Raw genomic sequence first — 17,309 nt, 5'->3', positions numbered from 1 at the left:
TATGTGTGCACACCATAGCGCTCAAGAGAAAATGAATATGACTGCTGCTCAAGCGATTGTTGAATGCATGAAAAGAGAAACTATTAATCAAGTATTTTGTGTACCTGGTGAAAGCTATTTACCAGTTTTAGATGCATTATATGATGAACCTACAATCCGAGTAATTTCTACAAGACATGAAGGTGGAGCTGCTTTTATGGCGGAGGGTTATGCGAAAGCGGCATTAAAGCCAGGGGTTGTACTGGCGACAAGAGGAGTAGGTGCTACCAATTTATCTATTGGGGTACATACTGCTTATCAGGATTCTACTCCGATGGTTGTGTTTCTAGGGCAGGTGCATAGTAAGTTTCGGGGAAGAGAAGGGTTTCAAGAGGTCGATTTGGATCAATTTTTCAAACCTATTTCTAAATGGGCAGTGGAAGTAAAGGATCCAGAAAGAATACCGGAAATTGTTCAACGTGCCTTTCGAATTGCAAAATCTGGTAGACCTGGACCTGTAATCGTTTCTTTACCAGAAGACATTTTACCAGTTGAACGAGAGATGTCTTTTGGACCAGTAATCCAACGGCCGAAGCCAGCACCTTCTGAAACCGAAACAAACCAGGTTAAACAATTACTCGCAAATGCAACATCACCTCTCATCATTGCAGGGGGAGGAATAAAGTTAGCTAAAGCTGAGGAGCTTTTGGTAGGCTTTGCCGAAAGATTCACCATTCCAGTTATGACAGCATTTCGTCGTCATGACGTGTTTCCGAATAATCATCCCATGTATGCAGGTCATCTTGGGCTGGGGACGAGTAAGAAGATTCTTCAACTGGTTCAAGATGCAGATGTTATTTTGGCACTGGGAACGAGACTTTCAGAAGTAACTACTCAGGATTATACTTTAATAAACAATGATCAAAAGCTCATTCACATAGATATCGAGCATGACATAATTGGAAAGGTGTATCCACCTTGTCTAGGGATCATATCAGACTTATATGAAGCGTTAGAAATGCTTCAGCGCATAAAAGTAATGCCTTCCTGGTCGGTTTGGGCAGGGAAATGTAACGCTACGTATAGAGAAGTGAGTGATATACCCCCTAGTGAAGATGATGTGATTAATAAGCATATTATCCATATGCTAGCTAATAAACTACCAAAGGAATCACTTTTAACCAATGATGCGGGTAACTTTGCTGGATGGTTACATGCTTTTTATCCATTTACAGAAAAACATACATACGTTGGACCAACATCTGGTGCAATGGGATATGGCATGCCAGCTGCATTAGGAGCAAAGCTTGCTTATCCATCGAAAATAGTTGTTTCCCTATCTGGTGATGGTGGCTTTATGATGACGGTTCAGGAGCTAGAAACAGCAGTTCGTGAATCGATTCCAATTATTGCGCTTGTATTTAACAATAATATGTATGGAACCATTCGAATGCATCAGGAAATTCATTATCCAAAAAGAGTAATGGCAACTGATTTGGGTACTGTTTCATTTGTCGACCTAGCGGTAAGCATTGGCGCAGTGGGATACCAAGTTGATTCGCTAAGTCAATTTGAATCAGCACTAGATCAAGCGTTAATGTCACAGAAGCCAACTGTAATTGAAATACGGACAGATAAGGAGCAAATTTCTGTATCATCAACGATTACACAACTTCGTAATCGATAACATAATCATTCACTAATTTTAGGAGGGATTTAGCATGACAGATGTATCACTTAAGACAAAAAAGTTAGCAAACTTTTTAAATGGAGAATGGGTAGAGGTAGAAAAAACTACTCCGGTTATTAATCCGGCTACAGGAGAGACCGTAGTGGATGTTCCATTATCAGATGGTGAAGCTGTTAATCAAGCTGTTAAGGCAGCAAAGGCAGCGCAAAAGGAGTGGGCTTTAGTTCCAGCACCGCAACGAGCAGAGGTACTTTATCGTGTAGGAAACTTAATGAAAGAGCGTAAGGAAAGATTATCCCAGCTATTAACAATGGAAAATGGGAAGGTAATTGAGGAAGCCCGCGGGGAAGTACAAGAAGGAATTGATATGGCATTTTATATGGCAGGAGAAGGAAGAAGATTATTCGGTCAAACAACACCAGCCGAATTAAAGGATAAATTTGCTATGAGTGTTCGTGCACCAATCGGTGTTGTTGGTATTATCACACCATGGAACTTCCCAATTGCGATAGCAACTTGGAAGTCATTCCCTGCAATTGTTGCGGGTAATGCAGTGATTTGGAAACCTGCAACAGAAACACCGATTATGGCATATGAGTTAGCGAAGATTTTTGAAGAAGCTGGTTTACCAAAAGGTGTTCTAAATGTAGTATTCGGATCTGGATCTACGGTTGGTGATGCTATGGTCCACCATGATGATATTCGTGTTATTTCGTTTACGGGTTCCAATGAAACCGGACGTAATATAGCTGGAGAATGTGGTCGCCAGTTAAAGAAGGTCTCTCTGGAAATGGGAGGAAAGAATGCAGTTATTGTTATGGATGATGCTGATTTAGATCTTGCTGTAGAAGGGATTTTATGGAGTGCATTTGGCACAAGTGGACAGCGTTGTACGGCATGCAGTCGTGTGATTGTACATGAAGATGTCAAAGAGAGATTAGAAGAACGCTTATTAGTGGAAATGGAAAAGCTGACGATAGGTAACGGGTTAGATGAATCGATCAAAGTTGGTCCAATTATTAATAAAGCGGGCTTAGATAAAATTAAAAATTATATTGAAATTGGAAAGAACGAAGGTGCTAAGCTATTAGCTGGAGGCTATGAGTTAACAGAGGGCGATTTAGGAAAAGGACATTATTTTGCACCGACATTGTTTACAGATGCAACAGCGGATATGCGGATTGCTCAAGAGGAAATTTTTGGTCCGGTTGTATCGTTGATCCCAGTAAAAAGCTTTGAAGAGGCAATTGAAGTGAACAATGGTGTCACGTATGGATTATCAAGCTCTATCTTTACACAGGATGTTAATCGTGTGTTTAAAGCACAGCGTGATCTTGATACAGGAATTGTGTATGTCAATGCTGGAACAACAGGGGCGGAAATTCATTTGCCATTTGGTGGAGCAAAAGGTACAGGTAATGGTCACCGCGATTCTGGGGTTCAAGCATTAGATGTATTTACAGAGTGGAAAGCTGTGTACGTAGATTTTAGTGGAAAGCTTCAGCGCGCACAAATTGATGTGGAATAGTTCATATGACTTGAAAAGGAGTGAGTGTTATGAAAATAGGTGTACTAGGATCTGGCTTAATGGGAAAGGAAGCGGCACGTGATTTAGTTGCTAGTGATGGTGTTGAAGCAGTAGGGCTAGCGGATATAGACCTAGAGCGAGCTAGGCAAGTGTGTGATGGGTTAAATTCTTCAAAACTAACTGCATATCAAGTGGATGCAAGTGATGAACAAGAGCTGGCAAATTACATGAGACAATTTGATGTAATCATCAATGCCTTATTCTACTCATTCAATGAAGTGGTTGCAAAAACCGCTATTGAAGTAGGAGTTAACTCGGTTGATCTTGGTGGACATATTGGACATATGACAGATAAGGTATTGGCCTTAAAGGAGGAAGCGGAAGCTGCTAATGTGACGTTAATTCCAGATCTTGGAGTAGCACCAGGAATGATCAATATTTTGTCAGGCTATGGAGCTAGTAAACTTGATCAACTTGAATCTATCAAACTTTACGTTGGAGGTATTCCTGTTCGTCCGGAACCACCATTGGAATATAATCATGTATTCTCCATGGAAGGAGTATTTGATCACTATACAGACCCTTCGTTAATCATTCGGAATGGAATTAAACAGGAAGTACCTTCTTTATCTGAAGTAGAGCGGGTACATTTTGAAAAATTTGGACCGTTAGAGGCATTTCATACATCTGGGGGAACATCAACATTACCGCTATCATTTCCAAATGTGAATACATTGGAATATAAAACAATTCGTTACCCAGGACATGCGGAGAAATTTAAACTGCTCGTGGATTTAAATTTAACTCGGATGGATTATCAGGTTGATGTGAAGGGACAAAAGGTAAATCCTCGAGATGTATTATTAAAAGTGTTGGAACCAATTGTTGACCTAGGTGACAAAGATGATGCTGTTCTTCTCCGGGTTATTGTTTCAGGAATTAAAAATGGGGAACAAGTAACGTATGAATATGAAATGACAACCTATAAAGATCGTTCAACCAACGTTACTGCAATGGCAAGAGCAACAGCAAATACAATCTCTGTAGTAGCACAAATGATTGCAAGTAGGGAGATTGATAAACCTGGGGTATATCCACCAGAAAAGATCGTTCCTGGTAAATTGTATATGGATGAGATGGCAAAACGGAATGTTCATATCAAAGAAACAGAAAAACTAGAAAAGTCGCATGTGAATATTTAATGGAAAATCCCTCTACTCTAGTAGAGGGACATTTTCCTTACAAGGGGAAATGGGGTATGAATCAAAGTGTGGTCAAGGCATTAAATATGCTTGAATTATTTACGGAGGATGTAGATGAGCTAACATTAAAAGAAATTGCTATCAAAGCTAATCTGCCTAAACCAACTGCATACCGATTATTAAGTTCATTAGAAGCAATGGGATATGTTCATAAACTAAAAAACTCGGAGCATGATAGTCGCTATCGCTTAGGGCTAAAACTATTAGAATTAGGACAACTTGTTGCGGATCAATTAGAAGTAAGAAAAACAGCTTTACCATTTATGGAGAGCCTGGCAGAGCAAATCAATGAAGCCGTTCATCTTGTGATCGTAAATCAACATGAGGCTACATATATTGAGAAGGTGGAAAGTAACAAAGCATTGAGACTTTATACGAGAATAGGGAAAAGCTCCCCATTATATATTGGGTCAGGTCCCAAGCTTTTACTAGCCTATTTACCAGAAGATGAACAAGAAGCTATAGTAACTAAAACCAATAATGAAAGATTAGCTCAGGAATTAATGTTGATTCGGGAAAGAGGCTATGCATTTAGTATTGGAGAACAGGATACGGATACAACAGGGATTTCCTATCCAATCTATGATCATCGTAATCAAGTAATAGCTGCATTAACCGTTAGTGGATTATCTAGTTATTTTATCGGTGAAAACTTAGAATTAATCAAAGAGAAGACATTGCAAACAGCAATGGATATATCCAATAAATTAGGATATCGAAGTCAACTTAGAAAGGAATGAGTTTGGTGAAGACCGTTTTTATAGCTGGACATGCAAGGCTTCCATCTGGAATGGCTGCCAAAAATATTTATGATACATTGACGATTACTGCTGAAATTGATAAAAAATACGGGGTTATCGTGACAGCTGGGTGTACGTTAGCTACTGTACATGGACGGGAGTTTGTCCAACAACTATTAAGGGGCTACAGCTTACAGGAGGGAATTGAAGAGCCTGTTGAAGAAGTGAGAAAGCATTATTTGGGTAAGGCAGGAAATGCTTTGGCTTCAGCTTTAAGAGATTTGTATAAACAATATGAAGCGTATATGGATAATAATAGTTTATAAAGAAGTACAGATGAGTTTTGTCTCCGTAAAGTACTTAATAGTTTTTGAAAGACAATATGAGAGCTTCTTAGCCGTGAAACGTCCATGATAAGATATCTCAAGGGCAAAATGCGAGCTGGACAGCGATCAGAAGTCCTTCTAAATATAAAAAAGGGTAGATGAACAGGGGGTGTTCCTGCTAACATCTACCCTTTTTATTTCTACTGTAAAGGCCGGTAAAAGCTAAGGATTCTAATATAGTCCCTACTATTAAATTGCATAGGACGATACAAAGAGTCATCCAAGTCTTAAATTTACGAGTCGATTCCGATAGAAATAAACTTTCTTTCTAAAAACTCATCCATACCATGATGGCCACCTTCTTTTCCATTACCAGATTGTTTGATTCCACCAAATGGTGCTTCTGGTACGGCAGGGAATACATCATTGACTCCGACAATTCCGTAATCAAGCTTTTCTGCTACTCGTAATGTACGAGATGTATTCTCAGTAAATATATATGCAGCTAACCCATAATCTGTATTATTTGCTTTTTCAATGACACTAGCTTCATCGGAGAAGGTTTGGATTGGGAATAACGGTCCAAAAGTTTCTTCTCGCATGACAACCATGTCATCGGTAACATTGGAAATAACGGTTGGTGGATAGAAGTAACCCTTTAGGTCGCCATCCCATTTATTTCCGCCACACACGATATTTGCCCCCTTTTGAATGGCATCATCTAAATGGGCTTGCACTTTTTCTGTTGCTTTATCACTAATTAGCGGCCCAAGATCGGTATCCTCTTCTAAACCAGAGCCGATTTTAAGCTGCTGTACTTTTTCTTTAAGTGTATTCGTAAATTCTTCAGCTATTGATTCATGCACATATAATCGGTTTGCACAGATACAGGTCTGCCCATTATTTCTAAACTTACTTCCTAGTGCTAGTGTGGTAGCTTTATCAATATCAGCATCCTCAAAAGCAATAATTGGTGCATGACCACCTAATTCAAGCGCAACCTTCTTTACATGATCTGCACTCTCACGCATTAAGTATTTGCCAACTTCCGTTGAACCGGTAAAGGTAATAGCTTTTACTTCCTTATTTGTTAGCATTTCTTTACCTATTTCCTGAGCGTCTCCAGTTACTAGATTGACAACTCCGGCAGGCATACCAGCTTGTTCAAAGATTTTTACAATCTCTATTGCGGATAGAGGGGTCTCTGGTGATGGTTTTAATACAACGGTACACCCGGCAGCTAATGCGGGACCTAATTTACGTGTAATCATGGAAGATGGAAAGTTCCAAGGCGTAATAGCACCGACTACACCAACTGGTTTAGGAATGACGAGCATTCGTTTCGATTTGATGGAAGAGGGAATCCATTCACCATAGCCGCGACTTGCTTCTTCTGCATACCATAGTAAAAATCCTGCAGCACCCTTTACTTCACCAATTGCTTCTTTAAGTGGTTTTCCTTGTTCGCTTGTTAGGATTTCACCTAATCGGTTAGCATCTTTTCTCATTAGCTCAGAAGCTTTGTATAGCACACGAGAACGCTGTCTTCCAGTCATTTCACTCCAGGTAGGAAATGCATTTGAAGCGGCTTCGATCGCCTCTTTCGTTTCCGTTGCACCTCCATATGCTACTTCTGTAATAGGCTCGAGTGTAGCAGGATTGTAAATGACTTGTGTTTGGTTCTGATCAACTTCTCTCCATTCGCCGTTAATGTAAATACTTTTCGTTAACGTTTGAATCATTGCCTAAAACCTCCTCTTTTTTAGTAGATAAGAAAATATGCTTTCTTATCCTAATTAAGTCGTAGAGTGAGATATACATAATTTCACACGACTTTTTCTTACTAATAAGCATAGCGCACCTACCTTCTTCTATCAATTGGTAGGTGCTTTCAAGAGGTACTATTTAACGGTTTCTTTCTCCTCTGAATTCCAAGCAGGGAGCATTTTATTTAACGGTTTATCCTGTCGGTAGCCTAATACATATTCCGCTTGCATAATCGTGTGAATTTCACGTGTTCCTTCATAGATTACAGGAGCTTTAGAATTACGTAAATAACGCTCCACTGGGTATTCATCTGAATAACCATATGCACCATGAATTTGCATCGCGTCATCAGCTGCTTTATTAGCAAAATCACACGCCTGCCATTTAGCAAGAGAGGTTTCTCTTGTATTTCGTTTTCCTTCATTTTTTAATTCTCCTGCACGATAGACAAGTAGTCGGCTCATCTGTAATCCTGCTTCCATTTTGGCAATCATTTGTTGAACAAGCTGATGTTTACCAATCGGTTTACCAAATGTCTCCCGTTCATGGCAGTAATTAACACTAGCTTCTAAGCAAGCCATAATCTGTCCAACAGCACCAGCAGCAACGGTGAACCGCCCATTATCTAATGCTGACATCGCAATTTTAAATCCTTCTCCCTCTTCACCTAGGAGATTTTCTGCTGGAACCTTTACATCTTCAAAAAATATTTCTCCAGTATTACCGGAACGAATACCATGTTTTCCTTTAATTGCTTTAGAGGAAAAACCTTCCCATGTACGTTCTACAATAAATGCTGATATTCCATGATGTTTCTTCGATTTATCAGTATAAGCAAAAACAATAAAATGATCTGCTGTGTCACATAGGGATATCCATGTTTTTTGTCCATTTAAAATATAATAATCTCCTTCTTTCACAGCAGTCGATTGGATCGCAGCTACATCGGAACCAGCTCCTGGCTCTGTAAGTCCGAATGCACCAATTTTTTCGCCTTTCGCTTGTGGGACTAAATACGTTTGCTTCTGATCCTCTGTCCCCCATTGAAGCAGTGTCATGCTATTTAGTCCGGTATGAACAGACACTGCTGTTCGGAATGCAGTATCTCCTCTTTCTAGTTCTTCGCAAACAATAGCTAGTGAGTTATAATCCATTCCACTGCCACCATATTGTTCGGGGATACATACGCCCATTAAGCCTAAGTTAGCTAGCTTAGGGATAATAGCTGGATCGAATTTTCCTTGACGATCCCATTCTGCAATATGAGGCATAATTTCCTTATCTACAAAACTTCTAACGGTACTTCTTAACATGGTTTGTTCTTCTGAAAAATGAAAATCCATACATACTCAGCTCCTAATTTTTAATGCTTAGATTTGGTAAAAATTTCATGGTTATGCTCACCTGGGTCAGGGGGGTGATGTTTAACCGTCACCGGTGTGCGGGATAGCTTTAAAGGACTCCCAATCATCTTGATCATTCCAGCTGTCGGGTGTTCCATATCAATAAACATATTCCTAAAATTTAGCTGTGGGTCATTGGCAACTTCTTCAAGGTTTTGAATTGGTCCACATGGGATATTATTATCTGTACATTTTTCCTGCCAATAGGAGGTAGGTTTGGTTAGAAAAACCTCTTGAAGTAATGGCACTAATACATCACGATTTGCTACTCGATCTGGGTTTGTTTTAAACCGATCATCATCACTATATTTTGGTTTTCCAAGAATCATACATAAAGCTTTAAATTGTTTGTCATTTCCTACTGCAACTACCATTTCTCCATCCAACGTTTGGAATGTTTGATACGGTACAATATTGGCATGGTGATTCCCCAATCGAGCAGGGGTGTTTCCAGACATTAAATAATTACTACCAATATTTACGAGTGCACTAACTGCTGAATCATAGAGAGAAATATCTAGCTTTTGTCCTTTTCCAGATTGGTTTCTTTCCAATAATGCTCCTTGAATACCAATACATGCATAAAGGCCAGTGAGGATGTCGGTAATAGCGACTCCTAGCTTTTGTGGACCAGAATCTTCATCACCAGTAATACTCATTAGACCGCTCATTGCTTGGATAATAAAGTCATAACCTGGCATGTCTTTATAGGGCCCAGTCTCCCCAAATCCTGTAATGGAGCAAAAGACAAGCTTAGGATTTATTGCTGTAAGCGTGTCATAATCCAAGCCAAAACGTTCCATCGTACCAGTTTTAAAATTATGAATGAGAACATCACTCTCAGCAACTAGATCTTTAATCGTTTCAATGCCTTCCTTTGTTTTTAGGTCAACGGTTATGCTTTTCTTATTTCGGTTTGCACATAGATAATAGGCACTGACATCATTCTGAAAAGGTGGTCCCCATTTTCTCGTTTCGTCGCTACCACCTGGTGCTTCAACCTTGATGACTTCTGCACCTAAATCACCTAAAATCATCGTACAGTAAGGACCAGCAAGGACTCGGGATAAATCAAGCACGCGAATGTTTTCTAATGCACTAGCCACATGTTCACTCCTTTCTAATTGATTCATGTCATACTAAAAAAGCCAGTTCAAATAGACCACAGGTAGCTGTAAGTCAAGATGAACTGGCTTGATACTTGTTGGGTCAGACCTGGAGTAGGACTGTAACAAGTTAGGCAGTGTATTTCATTCGATTGGAAGGTCATGAGAATTAGTGCAGAAACACTTAGTCATGACTCATTACTAATAGTGTAACGGATTCTGAAAAGTTTGTAAACGATTTCAAGTATCTAATTGTAAATGAGTTTCAGGATAACTTAATCTGAATTTTATGATAAAATATAATAATCATGAACGCATAGGTTATAAAAATTTTATAAATGAAAGGATGAAGGTAATTGAATCTATCCGTTATTAACAGTGTTAGAACAAACAATTTTACGGATGAATTAGTCATTAAGAAAATTACAGGTATGTGGAAAGAGGCATCAAGCAAGTTGGAAAATCATACTGATACGATTTATGGTGTGTATTCTGATTACGAGAGTAATTATAAAGGGGATTATACACTCAGCGTGGCCATTGAAAGTAGTAGTGGAAAACACTTAATAGAAATTCCGCCAAATAGTAAGTATGAAACTTTTTCAGTAGACACATCAAATGAGCACGGTGTGATGAATACGTGGAAAGAGATATGGCAACTAGAAGAAAAGGGGACATTAAAGAGAGCTTACACCTACGATTTGGAAAAGTATTACCCAAACGGAGAAATAGAGATTCATATAGCGGTTATGTAGTGAAAAAATGAGAGGGAATAACAATATTCCCTCTCATTACTATTTTACAGCTTTTTCTAGCTTCGATATCATTTTTATTGCTTTTCCTGTACCTATAGCAACTGATTCCAAAGGATTTGGAGCTAAATGTACAGGTACTACTAATTCATTAGATAGCCATTCTTTCATTCCTTTTAGTAGAGATCCGCCACCTGTAATAACAACACCGTGATCAACGATATCACCACTTAATTCTGGTGGACAATTCTCTAAGGTTATGCGAATTGCTTGTAGTATTTGTTCTAAAGATTCATTAATTGCCTCATATATTTCTTTTGAAGAGATCGCAACAGTTTTCGGCAGACCTGTAACCATATCACGCCCACGAACATCCATTGTCTCTTCTTTATGGTTAGGATGTGCATAACCTAATTCCATTTTAATATTCTCTGCGGTACGTTCACCAATTAGAATATTGTATTTCTTACGGATATATTGAATGACTTCATCATCCATTTTATCCCCACCAACACGTACAGAGCTTGATGAAACAACTCCACCTAATGAGATAATACCAATTTCTGAGGTACCACCACCGATATCTACAATAACATTAGCAATCGGCTCGTCTACTGGTAAATCAGCACCAATTGCAGCTGCAACTGGTTCTTCGATTAAGTGGACATTTTTAGCTCCATAGCTTGTCACGGCGTTATGGATTGCTCTGCGCTCGACAGTTGTACTGCCAGTCGGGGTGCACACAACAACCGTTGGCTTACGCATCGACATCCCCATTTTTTTGCTTACTTTTTTCAAAAACTCTTTAAGCATCTGTGCTGTTACATCATAATCAGCAATCACCCCGTCTTTTAATGGACGGATAGGGACGATATTGCGTGGTGTTTTACCTACCATTTCTTTTGCTTCAGTACCTACGGCTACTACTTGCTTTGTATTAATATCGATTGCCACTACAGCTGGCTCGTTAAGTACAATTCCTTTATTTTTAGCATATATAAGAATATTTGCAGTTCCTAGATCAATTCCTATTTCTGCATTAGAAAACATAATAAGTTCCTCCAATGATGACTATTTTCACTATATAGTTCTATTTATTTCTAGTATTTCTGGGGGTGGTAATTTGTTCAGTAGGATAATTATCCTACGACTTATGAAATTTTTCTACTTCAAACTATCTTTTCTTGGAAGCAATTTTAAAAAACATGCTACTATATAAAATAGAGCAAATCTCCGTCGTTGACAAGTGACATTTCAATTACAATTTGGTTATATTTGTAACATTCTATCTAGACAGGGTAAGGTTATCTTTTTATGTTATCTAATAGTTTATCCTAAAAAGTAAAAATTACTAAAAAAACGTCAAACCATTTTGTGGTTCTTAGGGTAGAAGGTATAATATGGTTGATAGATATGGGGGGAGCAACATGTTATTTACTATCTTTATTTATCTATATGCTGCTACTTTAGTCATTGGCAGTTTAGTTCCACTACAAAAGGCTAAAAGACAGTTTAAACTACCAAATAATCATTTATATAATGAAGAGATTTTTCACATTCCAAGTAAAGTGTCACAAAAGGTGATTAAACGAACAGGTACAACTGTTCACGTGAATGGAAAAGAGAAACTATTAGATGAACCTGTATTATATGTAGCGAACCATCAGGGCTTATTTGATATTCTAGCTTTTTTAGGTCATTTAGGAAAACCGGTTGGATTTGTCGCAAAAAAAGAAATAAATAAGCTTCCTATTATTCGTAAATGGATGGAATTATTATATTGTGTATTTATAGATCGTAATGATCGTAGACAATCGATGAAAGCAATTAATCAAGGAATAGAAAATTTAAAAGCAGGTCATTCCCTTGTTATTTTTCCTGAAGGTACAAGAAGTAGGGGAAGTATACTAAATGAGTTTAAATCAGGTAGTTTACGACTAGCAACAAAAGCGAATGTTCCAATCATTCCGGTTTCTATTGATGGAACATATAAAATGCTAGAAGAGGGAAATGGACGAATACAAGCTTCTGAAATCAAGATGACTATTAATGATCCGATCTACCCGGATGATTATAAAGACCTAAAAAGTGGTGAACTTGCCTCCTTGATTCAACGGACGATAGAAAAATCATTAGGATTAGAACAAGAAGAATCAATGAAGGTAGAAATGATAGAGATTAGCTAATAGCAAAGAAATAAGAAAAGTTACTATCCCATAGTATGGTAGTAACTTTTGTTTTTCTTTTGTGAATTCTGCATAGATGGACATGATAATTAATATAGATTTTAGGATTACACACTGGAGTGATATATATGGTACAGGGAATGGCTAATTGGAATACACAGCAAAATCAAGAATGGCTGCAAAACTACGTAGAAGATTGGGTTTCCTTTTATCGTAAGCATACGGATGAAGGAGAAGTAGCTTCCTATATTCCATTGCTAAAGGAAGCGAATCCAAATCATCTAGGTATTTCAATTTATGGAGCTAATGGAATGAAGCTTCGAGCTGGTGATGTTGATATTCCTTTTACAATTCAAAGTATCTCTAAAGTAATTAGCTTTATCGTAGCTTGTATGGAACGTGGAGTTGGATATATGCTGGATCGAGTCGATGTGGAGCCAACTGGAGAAGCATTTAACTCCATCATGCATTTGGAAATGAGAAAGGTTCAAAAGCCATTTAACCCATTCGTGAATGCGGGCGCAATTAGTGTGACATCTATGCTACCAGGTAAAACCTCAGATCAAAAGATGGAGCCAATGTTTAAGTTATTAGAAGAAATACTTGGCTATCGTCCTCAATTAAATGTGGACGTTTATGAGTCAGAACGAGATTCATCCATGAGAAACCGAGCAATAGGATATTACTTATTAGAAACTGGATTTTTAGAATCCGATCTAAATATTACGTTAGAAACGTATTTTAAACAATGCTCTATTGAAGTAACAGTTGATGACCTTGCACGAATTGGGTTGGTTCTAGCTAATGATGGTGAAGACCCTAGTAATCAGCAGGAAATCATTCCACGACGGGTGGCTAGAATCGCTAAGGCGCTGATGCTAACGTGTGGAATGTATGATGCATCTGGAAAATTTGCTACCTATGTTGGAGTACCAGCTAAAAGTGGAGTATCTGGTGGCATCATTGCTGTTGCACCTCCGCGAGTGCGTGATGAAGAGCTTCCATTTGTAGATGGCTGTGGAATTGGGGTGTTTGGCCCAGCATTAGATGACAAGGGGAATAGTATTGCTGGTATAAGACTGCTTCGGCATATTGCATCTCAATGGGATTTAAGTATATTCTAGTATCATAGTCGTATTAGGGGGAATGTTTATGTGTGGACGGTATACATTACTTGCTGACGAATTAGAGATACTGCAAGAGTTTGACATTAATCAACCTATTGAAGGATATCATCAAAGTTATAATATTGCTCCAGGTCAAAAAGTGTTAGCGGTAATCCACGATGGGAAAGGAAAACGTGCTGGATACTTACGATGGGGGCTTGTACCTTCTTGGGCAAATGACGAAAAAATTGGATATAAAATGATTAATGCTCGTAGCGAAACGGCACATGAAAAGCCTAGCTTTAAAAGGTTAATGTCACGAAAACGTTGTTTAGTTATTGCGGATAGCTTTTACGAATGGAAGCGTGAGGGCAAGGAGAAGCATCCGAAGCGAATTCAATTAAAAGATCGAAAGCTATTTGCCTTTGCAGGTCTATGGGATAAATGGTCCCAAGGAGAAGGGGATTTATTTACTTGTACGATTTTAACAAAGGAAGCTAATTCATTTATGCAAGAAATTCATCACCGCATGCCAATTATTCTACCAAAATCCAAGGAGGATGATTGGTTAACACCGAATCAATTAGACCCAACGGAAGCCTATCAGTTTTTACAAACAGTTGAGGAAGAAGATTTATCTGCTTATAATGTTGCTCCATATGTAAATGCAGCAAAGAATAACGATGAAACGTGTATAGCACCATTAGCTTAGTTCCATAAAGAAAAGCCTCTTTGAATCAAGAGGCTTTTCGATTGTGATGCAGAAAATATAATGCTAATCGTTTTTAGCTGTTTTTGTAATATTTATAAAGGTTTCAGCTTTTTGTTTAGGTGCTTTTGTTGCTAAACTAACTCCGATAAATAAGATGGTTGAGATCATTAATCCCCAAATACCAGAACCTAAACCAAGAGGCTTCGTACCAGTAAATTCCAGTAACAATACGACAATCGCTCCAATGGTTACACTTGAGATAACCCCGGCAGCAGTTCCTTTTTTCCAAAAGAATGTACCGAAGAAAGAAGGAACAGAAACAATTAAACCAGAGGATGCAGCAACAGAAAGTACTGCGATTAGGTTTAATTCTAGTTCCGCAAATCCGTAAGCTAAAATGGCGATAATCGGAATAACAATTTTACCGATCTTTAATTGTTTTTCATCATTTGGACGATTCTTCATATTTCCATAAACATCTCTTGCAAACATAGAGGATAATGTAAGCATAATGGAATCAATTGTCGAAATAGCAGCAGCCATAATACCGATCATCACAATAACGCCTAGTACAGGTGGTACTAGATCAGATGATAAAAGCTTCGGTGTAGCAAGGTCTGCAGTTTCAAGATTAGGAAACATTTGTAGTGCAGAAAAACCCCATAATACGGAAACGAATGTATAGATAAAACCGAAGACTAAAAAGCCAATAAGCATCTGTCTTAATCCTTTTAACGAATTAGGCATAAACATTCGCTGACTCACCTGTGGGTTAGATAAACTAAAGAAGAACCATGGTAACGTCAAGCCCAAAAATGTTAAAAAGCTAAAATAGCCGTTTCCAGGTACACTTAATGACTCTGGATGACTCGTTTTTAAGTTATCAAAGAATTGTCCGAAGCCACCTAGCCCATTAATTACTAATAACACGACAATTGTTGATGTAATTATCATAAAAATAGCTTGTAGTGCATCCGTCCAAACAACAGATCGTATTCCTGCTGCATAAGAAAAGAAGATTGCTAAAACCGTAGCAATGATTACGCCTGTTGTAAACGGAATGGCGTTATTCGTAATTCCTTGTAAGAGATACCCAACCCCAGCTAGCTGCACTGCTGAGTAAGGAATCAGAAATAGACAACTTACTAAAGCAATCGCTGACGCAGCAGTTTTACTTTCAAAGCGATCACCAACCATTTCAGAAGGTGTAACATAACCAAACTTCTTCCCAACTAACCAAAAACGAGGACCAAATAATGCAATAAGAGAGACACCTGCAAAATAAACAATTTCAAAACCTAGTGCACCAACACCACCTTGATAGGTTAAACCGGCAAGTCCAACCATCATAAATGCACTGTAAGTTGTGGCACTGTAGCTAAGTGCAGAAAGCATACCGTTTAATTTACGTCCACCAAGATAATATCCAGCCATCCCAGTGCGGTCACCACGACGCGATAATAAAGCAATAACTGTTGCTATTATAATATATATAATAATTCCCCAGACTACTAGACTTGTATTCAAATTATTTCCCCCAATCCCTTGTTACCATATAGTTAGCAATAATAATAAGTACGCCTATGATTCCCCATAAAAGAAAACTTCCATACCAATCATTGACTTTTGAAAGAACGGTGTAAGGAAGAATATAAGCCAATACAATTAGTAAGACAATAAGAGCTCCCCAAAATAGCTTAGATTTACTTTTCATCATGAAATTCCCCCTTTGTTGTATAGTTTTTAAACAAACGTTTGATTAAAAGTTTTCACTTTACAAGTGTCTTTACACCTATATTTACATACGTGCTCAAAAAAAGCAATGCTTTTTTAAGTTGTATGAATTCTGGAATCTTATACATTTCCTTGTTAAGGTAATGCGTACCTGAAGAAGTTTCGCTATAATTAAAAGTAATTCACAATATTGAAATCAGTAATTTTAAATATTTACATATTAGAATGAATTGATATGGAAAGGGGAGATTGTGATGCAAGATGACGGTGCAAAGGTTTTAGGGGAAAGAAGGAGAAGCTTAATATTAGAATGGCTTCAAGATAGCGGAGAACCAATTACAGGAAAATCATTGGCAGAAAAAACAAAAGTAAGCCGACAAGTGATTGTACAAGATATCTCCTTGCTAAAGGCTAAAGGAGAACCAATCATTGCCACCTCTCGTGGATATGTTTACTTTAAAGAAAATAACAGTACACAAAAAGAATCGAGAATAATCGTAGTATCACATAACTCGGAGGAGACAGCGGATGAATTGTACACCTTAGTCGATCATGGAGTGAGTGTTAAAAATGTAATGGTAGAGCATCCAATCTATGGTGACCTGACTGGTTCATTAATGCTTAAGAATCGAAGAGATGTGGATGCGTTTTTAGAAGAATTAGAGAATAAAAAGGCGTCTCTATTATCTAAGCTGACGGAAGGAGTTCATTTACACACGATTGAAGCGGATACCGTAAAACAATTGGATGAAGCATGCGAAGCACTTCGAGGAAAAGGTTATTTATTGGAGTGATGTGGCGAGATTCCGGAGTCAGCTCATATGGAGAGGTTGTTGAAATAGCGGAACGAGGAACCAACAGCTGAACAAAGTTGGATCCTCATTCCGTTATAAAGCAAAAAAGAGAGTCTAGAGAGGATGAAGAGGATCCGCCAGCTAAACAAAGTTGCCACCCATTCCTCCGTTAATAAAATCAAGCATAAAAAAGAAGCTTGATCAACCAAGCTTCTTCTTTATAA

General features: G+C 38.2%; 16 protein-coding genes. 10 read left to right on the top strand and 6 right to left on the bottom strand.

The genetic code is table 11. The annotated features are described in order from the left end of the window. The first annotated feature begins 1 nt into the window (after position 1). Genes GMD78_RS08290 through GMD78_RS08270 form a run of 5 tightly spaced genes read left to right on the top strand, consistent with a single transcriptional unit; the run spans position 2 to position 5,525 of the window. Positions 2–1,666, top strand: coding sequence for a thiamine pyrophosphate-dependent enzyme (locus GMD78_RS08290; protein WP_246187606.1), 1,665 nt, complete (start codon positions 2–4; stop codon positions 1,664–1,666). A 34-nt stretch (positions 1,667–1,700) separates the two neighbouring features. Continuing rightward, entirely contained in the window at positions 1,701–3,197 is a 1,497-nt protein-coding gene (locus GMD78_RS08285; RefSeq protein WP_155668363.1) for an aldehyde dehydrogenase family protein, read from the top strand. Between the two features lie 29 nt (positions 3,198–3,226). After that, complete coding sequence (locus tag GMD78_RS08280) at positions 3,227–4,399, top strand: saccharopine dehydrogenase family protein (RefSeq protein ID WP_155668362.1); 1,173 nt, start codon at positions 3,227–3,229, stop codon at positions 4,397–4,399. 56 nt (positions 4,400–4,455) lie between these two features. Further along, positions 4,456–5,199 (top strand): IclR family transcriptional regulator, encoded by a 744-nt coding sequence (locus GMD78_RS08275; RefSeq protein ID WP_155668361.1) that lies wholly within the window; start codon positions 4,456–4,458, stop codon positions 5,197–5,199. A gap of 5 nt (positions 5,200–5,204) precedes the next feature. Next, the gene (locus GMD78_RS08270; RefSeq protein WP_343042200.1) at positions 5,205–5,525 is read left to right on the top strand and encodes a DUF3870 domain-containing protein; all 321 of its coding nucleotides are present in this window, start codon (positions 5,205–5,207) and stop codon (positions 5,523–5,525) included. A gap of 293 nt (positions 5,526–5,818) precedes the next feature. On the opposite strand, the gene GMD78_RS08265 is transcribed toward GMD78_RS08270, so the two are convergent. From GMD78_RS08265 to GMD78_RS08255, 3 genes are all read right to left on the bottom strand, one after another. Next, on the bottom strand, positions 5,819–7,267 hold the full coding sequence (locus GMD78_RS08265; RefSeq protein WP_155668359.1) for an NAD-dependent succinate-semialdehyde dehydrogenase: 1,449 nt from the start codon (positions 7,265–7,267) through the stop codon (positions 5,819–5,821). A gap of 159 nt (positions 7,268–7,426) precedes the next feature. After that, positions 7,427–8,635, bottom strand: coding sequence for an acyl-CoA dehydrogenase family protein (locus tag GMD78_RS08260; RefSeq protein WP_155668358.1), 1,209 nt, complete (start codon positions 8,633–8,635; stop codon positions 7,427–7,429). Between the two features lie 20 nt (positions 8,636–8,655). Beyond that, positions 8,656–9,801 carry a CaiB/BaiF CoA transferase family protein gene (locus GMD78_RS08255; RefSeq protein WP_343042199.1) on the bottom strand — a complete coding sequence of 382 codons (1,146 nt, stop codon included), beginning with the start codon at positions 9,799–9,801 and terminating at the stop codon, positions 8,656–8,658. A gap of 356 nt (positions 9,802–10,157) precedes the next feature. Here GMD78_RS08255 and GMD78_RS08250 point away from each other — a divergent pair, with 356 nt between their 5' ends. Then, entirely contained in the window at positions 10,158–10,556 is a 399-nt protein-coding gene (locus GMD78_RS08250; protein WP_155668356.1) for a GyrI-like domain-containing protein, read from the top strand. Positions 10,557–10,595: 39 nt separating this feature from the next. On the opposite strand, the gene mreBH is transcribed toward GMD78_RS08250, so the two are convergent. After that, the gene (gene mreBH, locus GMD78_RS08245; protein WP_155668355.1) at positions 10,596–11,603 is read right to left on the bottom strand and encodes a rod-share determining protein MreBH; all 1,008 of its coding nucleotides are present in this window, start codon (positions 11,601–11,603) and stop codon (positions 10,596–10,598) included. A gap of 377 nt (positions 11,604–11,980) precedes the next feature. Here mreBH and GMD78_RS08240 point away from each other — a divergent pair, with 377 nt between their 5' ends. From GMD78_RS08240 to GMD78_RS08230, 3 genes are all read left to right on the top strand, one after another. Beyond that, complete coding sequence (locus GMD78_RS08240; protein ID WP_155668354.1) at positions 11,981–12,739, top strand: lysophospholipid acyltransferase family protein; 759 nt, start codon at positions 11,981–11,983, stop codon at positions 12,737–12,739. Between the two features lie 128 nt (positions 12,740–12,867). Further along, complete coding sequence (locus GMD78_RS08235; protein WP_155668353.1) at positions 12,868–13,863, top strand: glutaminase; 996 nt, start codon at positions 12,868–12,870, stop codon at positions 13,861–13,863. 28 nt (positions 13,864–13,891) lie between these two features. Beyond that, entirely contained in the window at positions 13,892–14,557 is a 666-nt protein-coding gene (locus tag GMD78_RS08230) for an SOS response-associated peptidase (protein ID WP_155668352.1), read from the top strand. A gap of 63 nt (positions 14,558–14,620) precedes the next feature. Here the strand turns inward: GMD78_RS08230 and GMD78_RS08225 are convergent, their stop codons facing one another. Further along, positions 14,621–16,084, bottom strand: coding sequence for a sodium:solute symporter family protein (locus GMD78_RS08225; protein ID WP_155668351.1), 1,464 nt, complete (start codon positions 16,082–16,084; stop codon positions 14,621–14,623). Position 16,085: 1 nt separating this feature from the next. Beyond that, positions 16,086–16,274, bottom strand: a complete 189-nt coding sequence (locus GMD78_RS08220; protein ID WP_155668350.1) for a hypothetical protein — start codon at positions 16,272–16,274, stop codon at positions 16,086–16,088. Positions 16,275–16,545: 271 nt separating this feature from the next. Here GMD78_RS08220 and GMD78_RS08215 point away from each other — a divergent pair, with 271 nt between their 5' ends. Beyond that, on the top strand, positions 16,546–17,085 hold the full coding sequence (locus GMD78_RS08215) for a transcription repressor NadR (protein ID WP_155668349.1): 540 nt from the start codon (positions 16,546–16,548) through the stop codon (positions 17,083–17,085). Positions 17,086–17,309 lie beyond the last annotated feature (224 nt).

This window comes from Ornithinibacillus caprae, from assembly GCF_009728145.1.
Taxonomy (GTDB): domain Bacteria; phylum Bacillota; class Bacilli; order Bacillales; family Amphibacillaceae; genus Ornithinibacillus; species Ornithinibacillus caprae.
The sequence above is the reverse complement of the archived record's forward strand: the minus strand, read 5'-3'. Positions and strand labels throughout refer to the sequence as shown.

What these genes read in the sequence shown, in the direction of transcription:
- GMD78_RS08265 (WP_155668359.1), bottom strand. Translation starts at nt 7,267, where the DNA reads ATGATTCAAACGTTAACGAAAAGTATTTACATTAACGGCGAATGGAGA.
- GMD78_RS08240 (WP_155668354.1), top strand. Translation starts at nt 11,981, where the DNA reads ATGTTATTTACTATCTTTATTTATCTATATGCTGCTACTTTAGTCATT.
- GMD78_RS08230 (WP_155668352.1), top strand. Translation starts at nt 13,892, where the DNA reads ATGTGTGGACGGTATACATTACTTGCTGACGAATTAGAGATACTGCAA.
- GMD78_RS08260 (WP_155668358.1), bottom strand. Translation starts at nt 8,635, where the DNA reads ATGGATTTTCATTTTTCAGAAGAACAAACCATGTTAAGAAGTACCGTT.
- mreBH (WP_155668355.1), bottom strand. Translation starts at nt 11,603, where the DNA reads ATGTTTTCTAATGCAGAAATAGGAATTGATCTAGGAACTGCAAATATT.
- GMD78_RS08275 (WP_155668361.1), top strand. Translation starts at nt 4,456, where the DNA reads ATGAATCAAAGTGTGGTCAAGGCATTAAATATGCTTGAATTATTTACG.
- GMD78_RS08215 (WP_155668349.1), top strand. Translation starts at nt 16,546, where the DNA reads ATGCAAGATGACGGTGCAAAGGTTTTAGGGGAAAGAAGGAGAAGCTTA.
- GMD78_RS08290 (WP_246187606.1), top strand. Translation starts at nt 2, where the DNA reads ATGTGTGCACACCATAGCGCTCAAGAGAAAATGAATATGACTGCTGCT.
- GMD78_RS08235 (WP_155668353.1), top strand. Translation starts at nt 12,868, where the DNA reads ATGGTACAGGGAATGGCTAATTGGAATACACAGCAAAATCAAGAATGG.
- GMD78_RS08285 (WP_155668363.1), top strand. Translation starts at nt 1,701, where the DNA reads ATGACAGATGTATCACTTAAGACAAAAAAGTTAGCAAACTTTTTAAAT.
- GMD78_RS08220 (WP_155668350.1), bottom strand. Translation starts at nt 16,274, where the DNA reads ATGATGAAAAGTAAATCTAAGCTATTTTGGGGAGCTCTTATTGTCTTA.
- GMD78_RS08280 (WP_155668362.1), top strand. Translation starts at nt 3,227, where the DNA reads ATGAAAATAGGTGTACTAGGATCTGGCTTAATGGGAAAGGAAGCGGCA.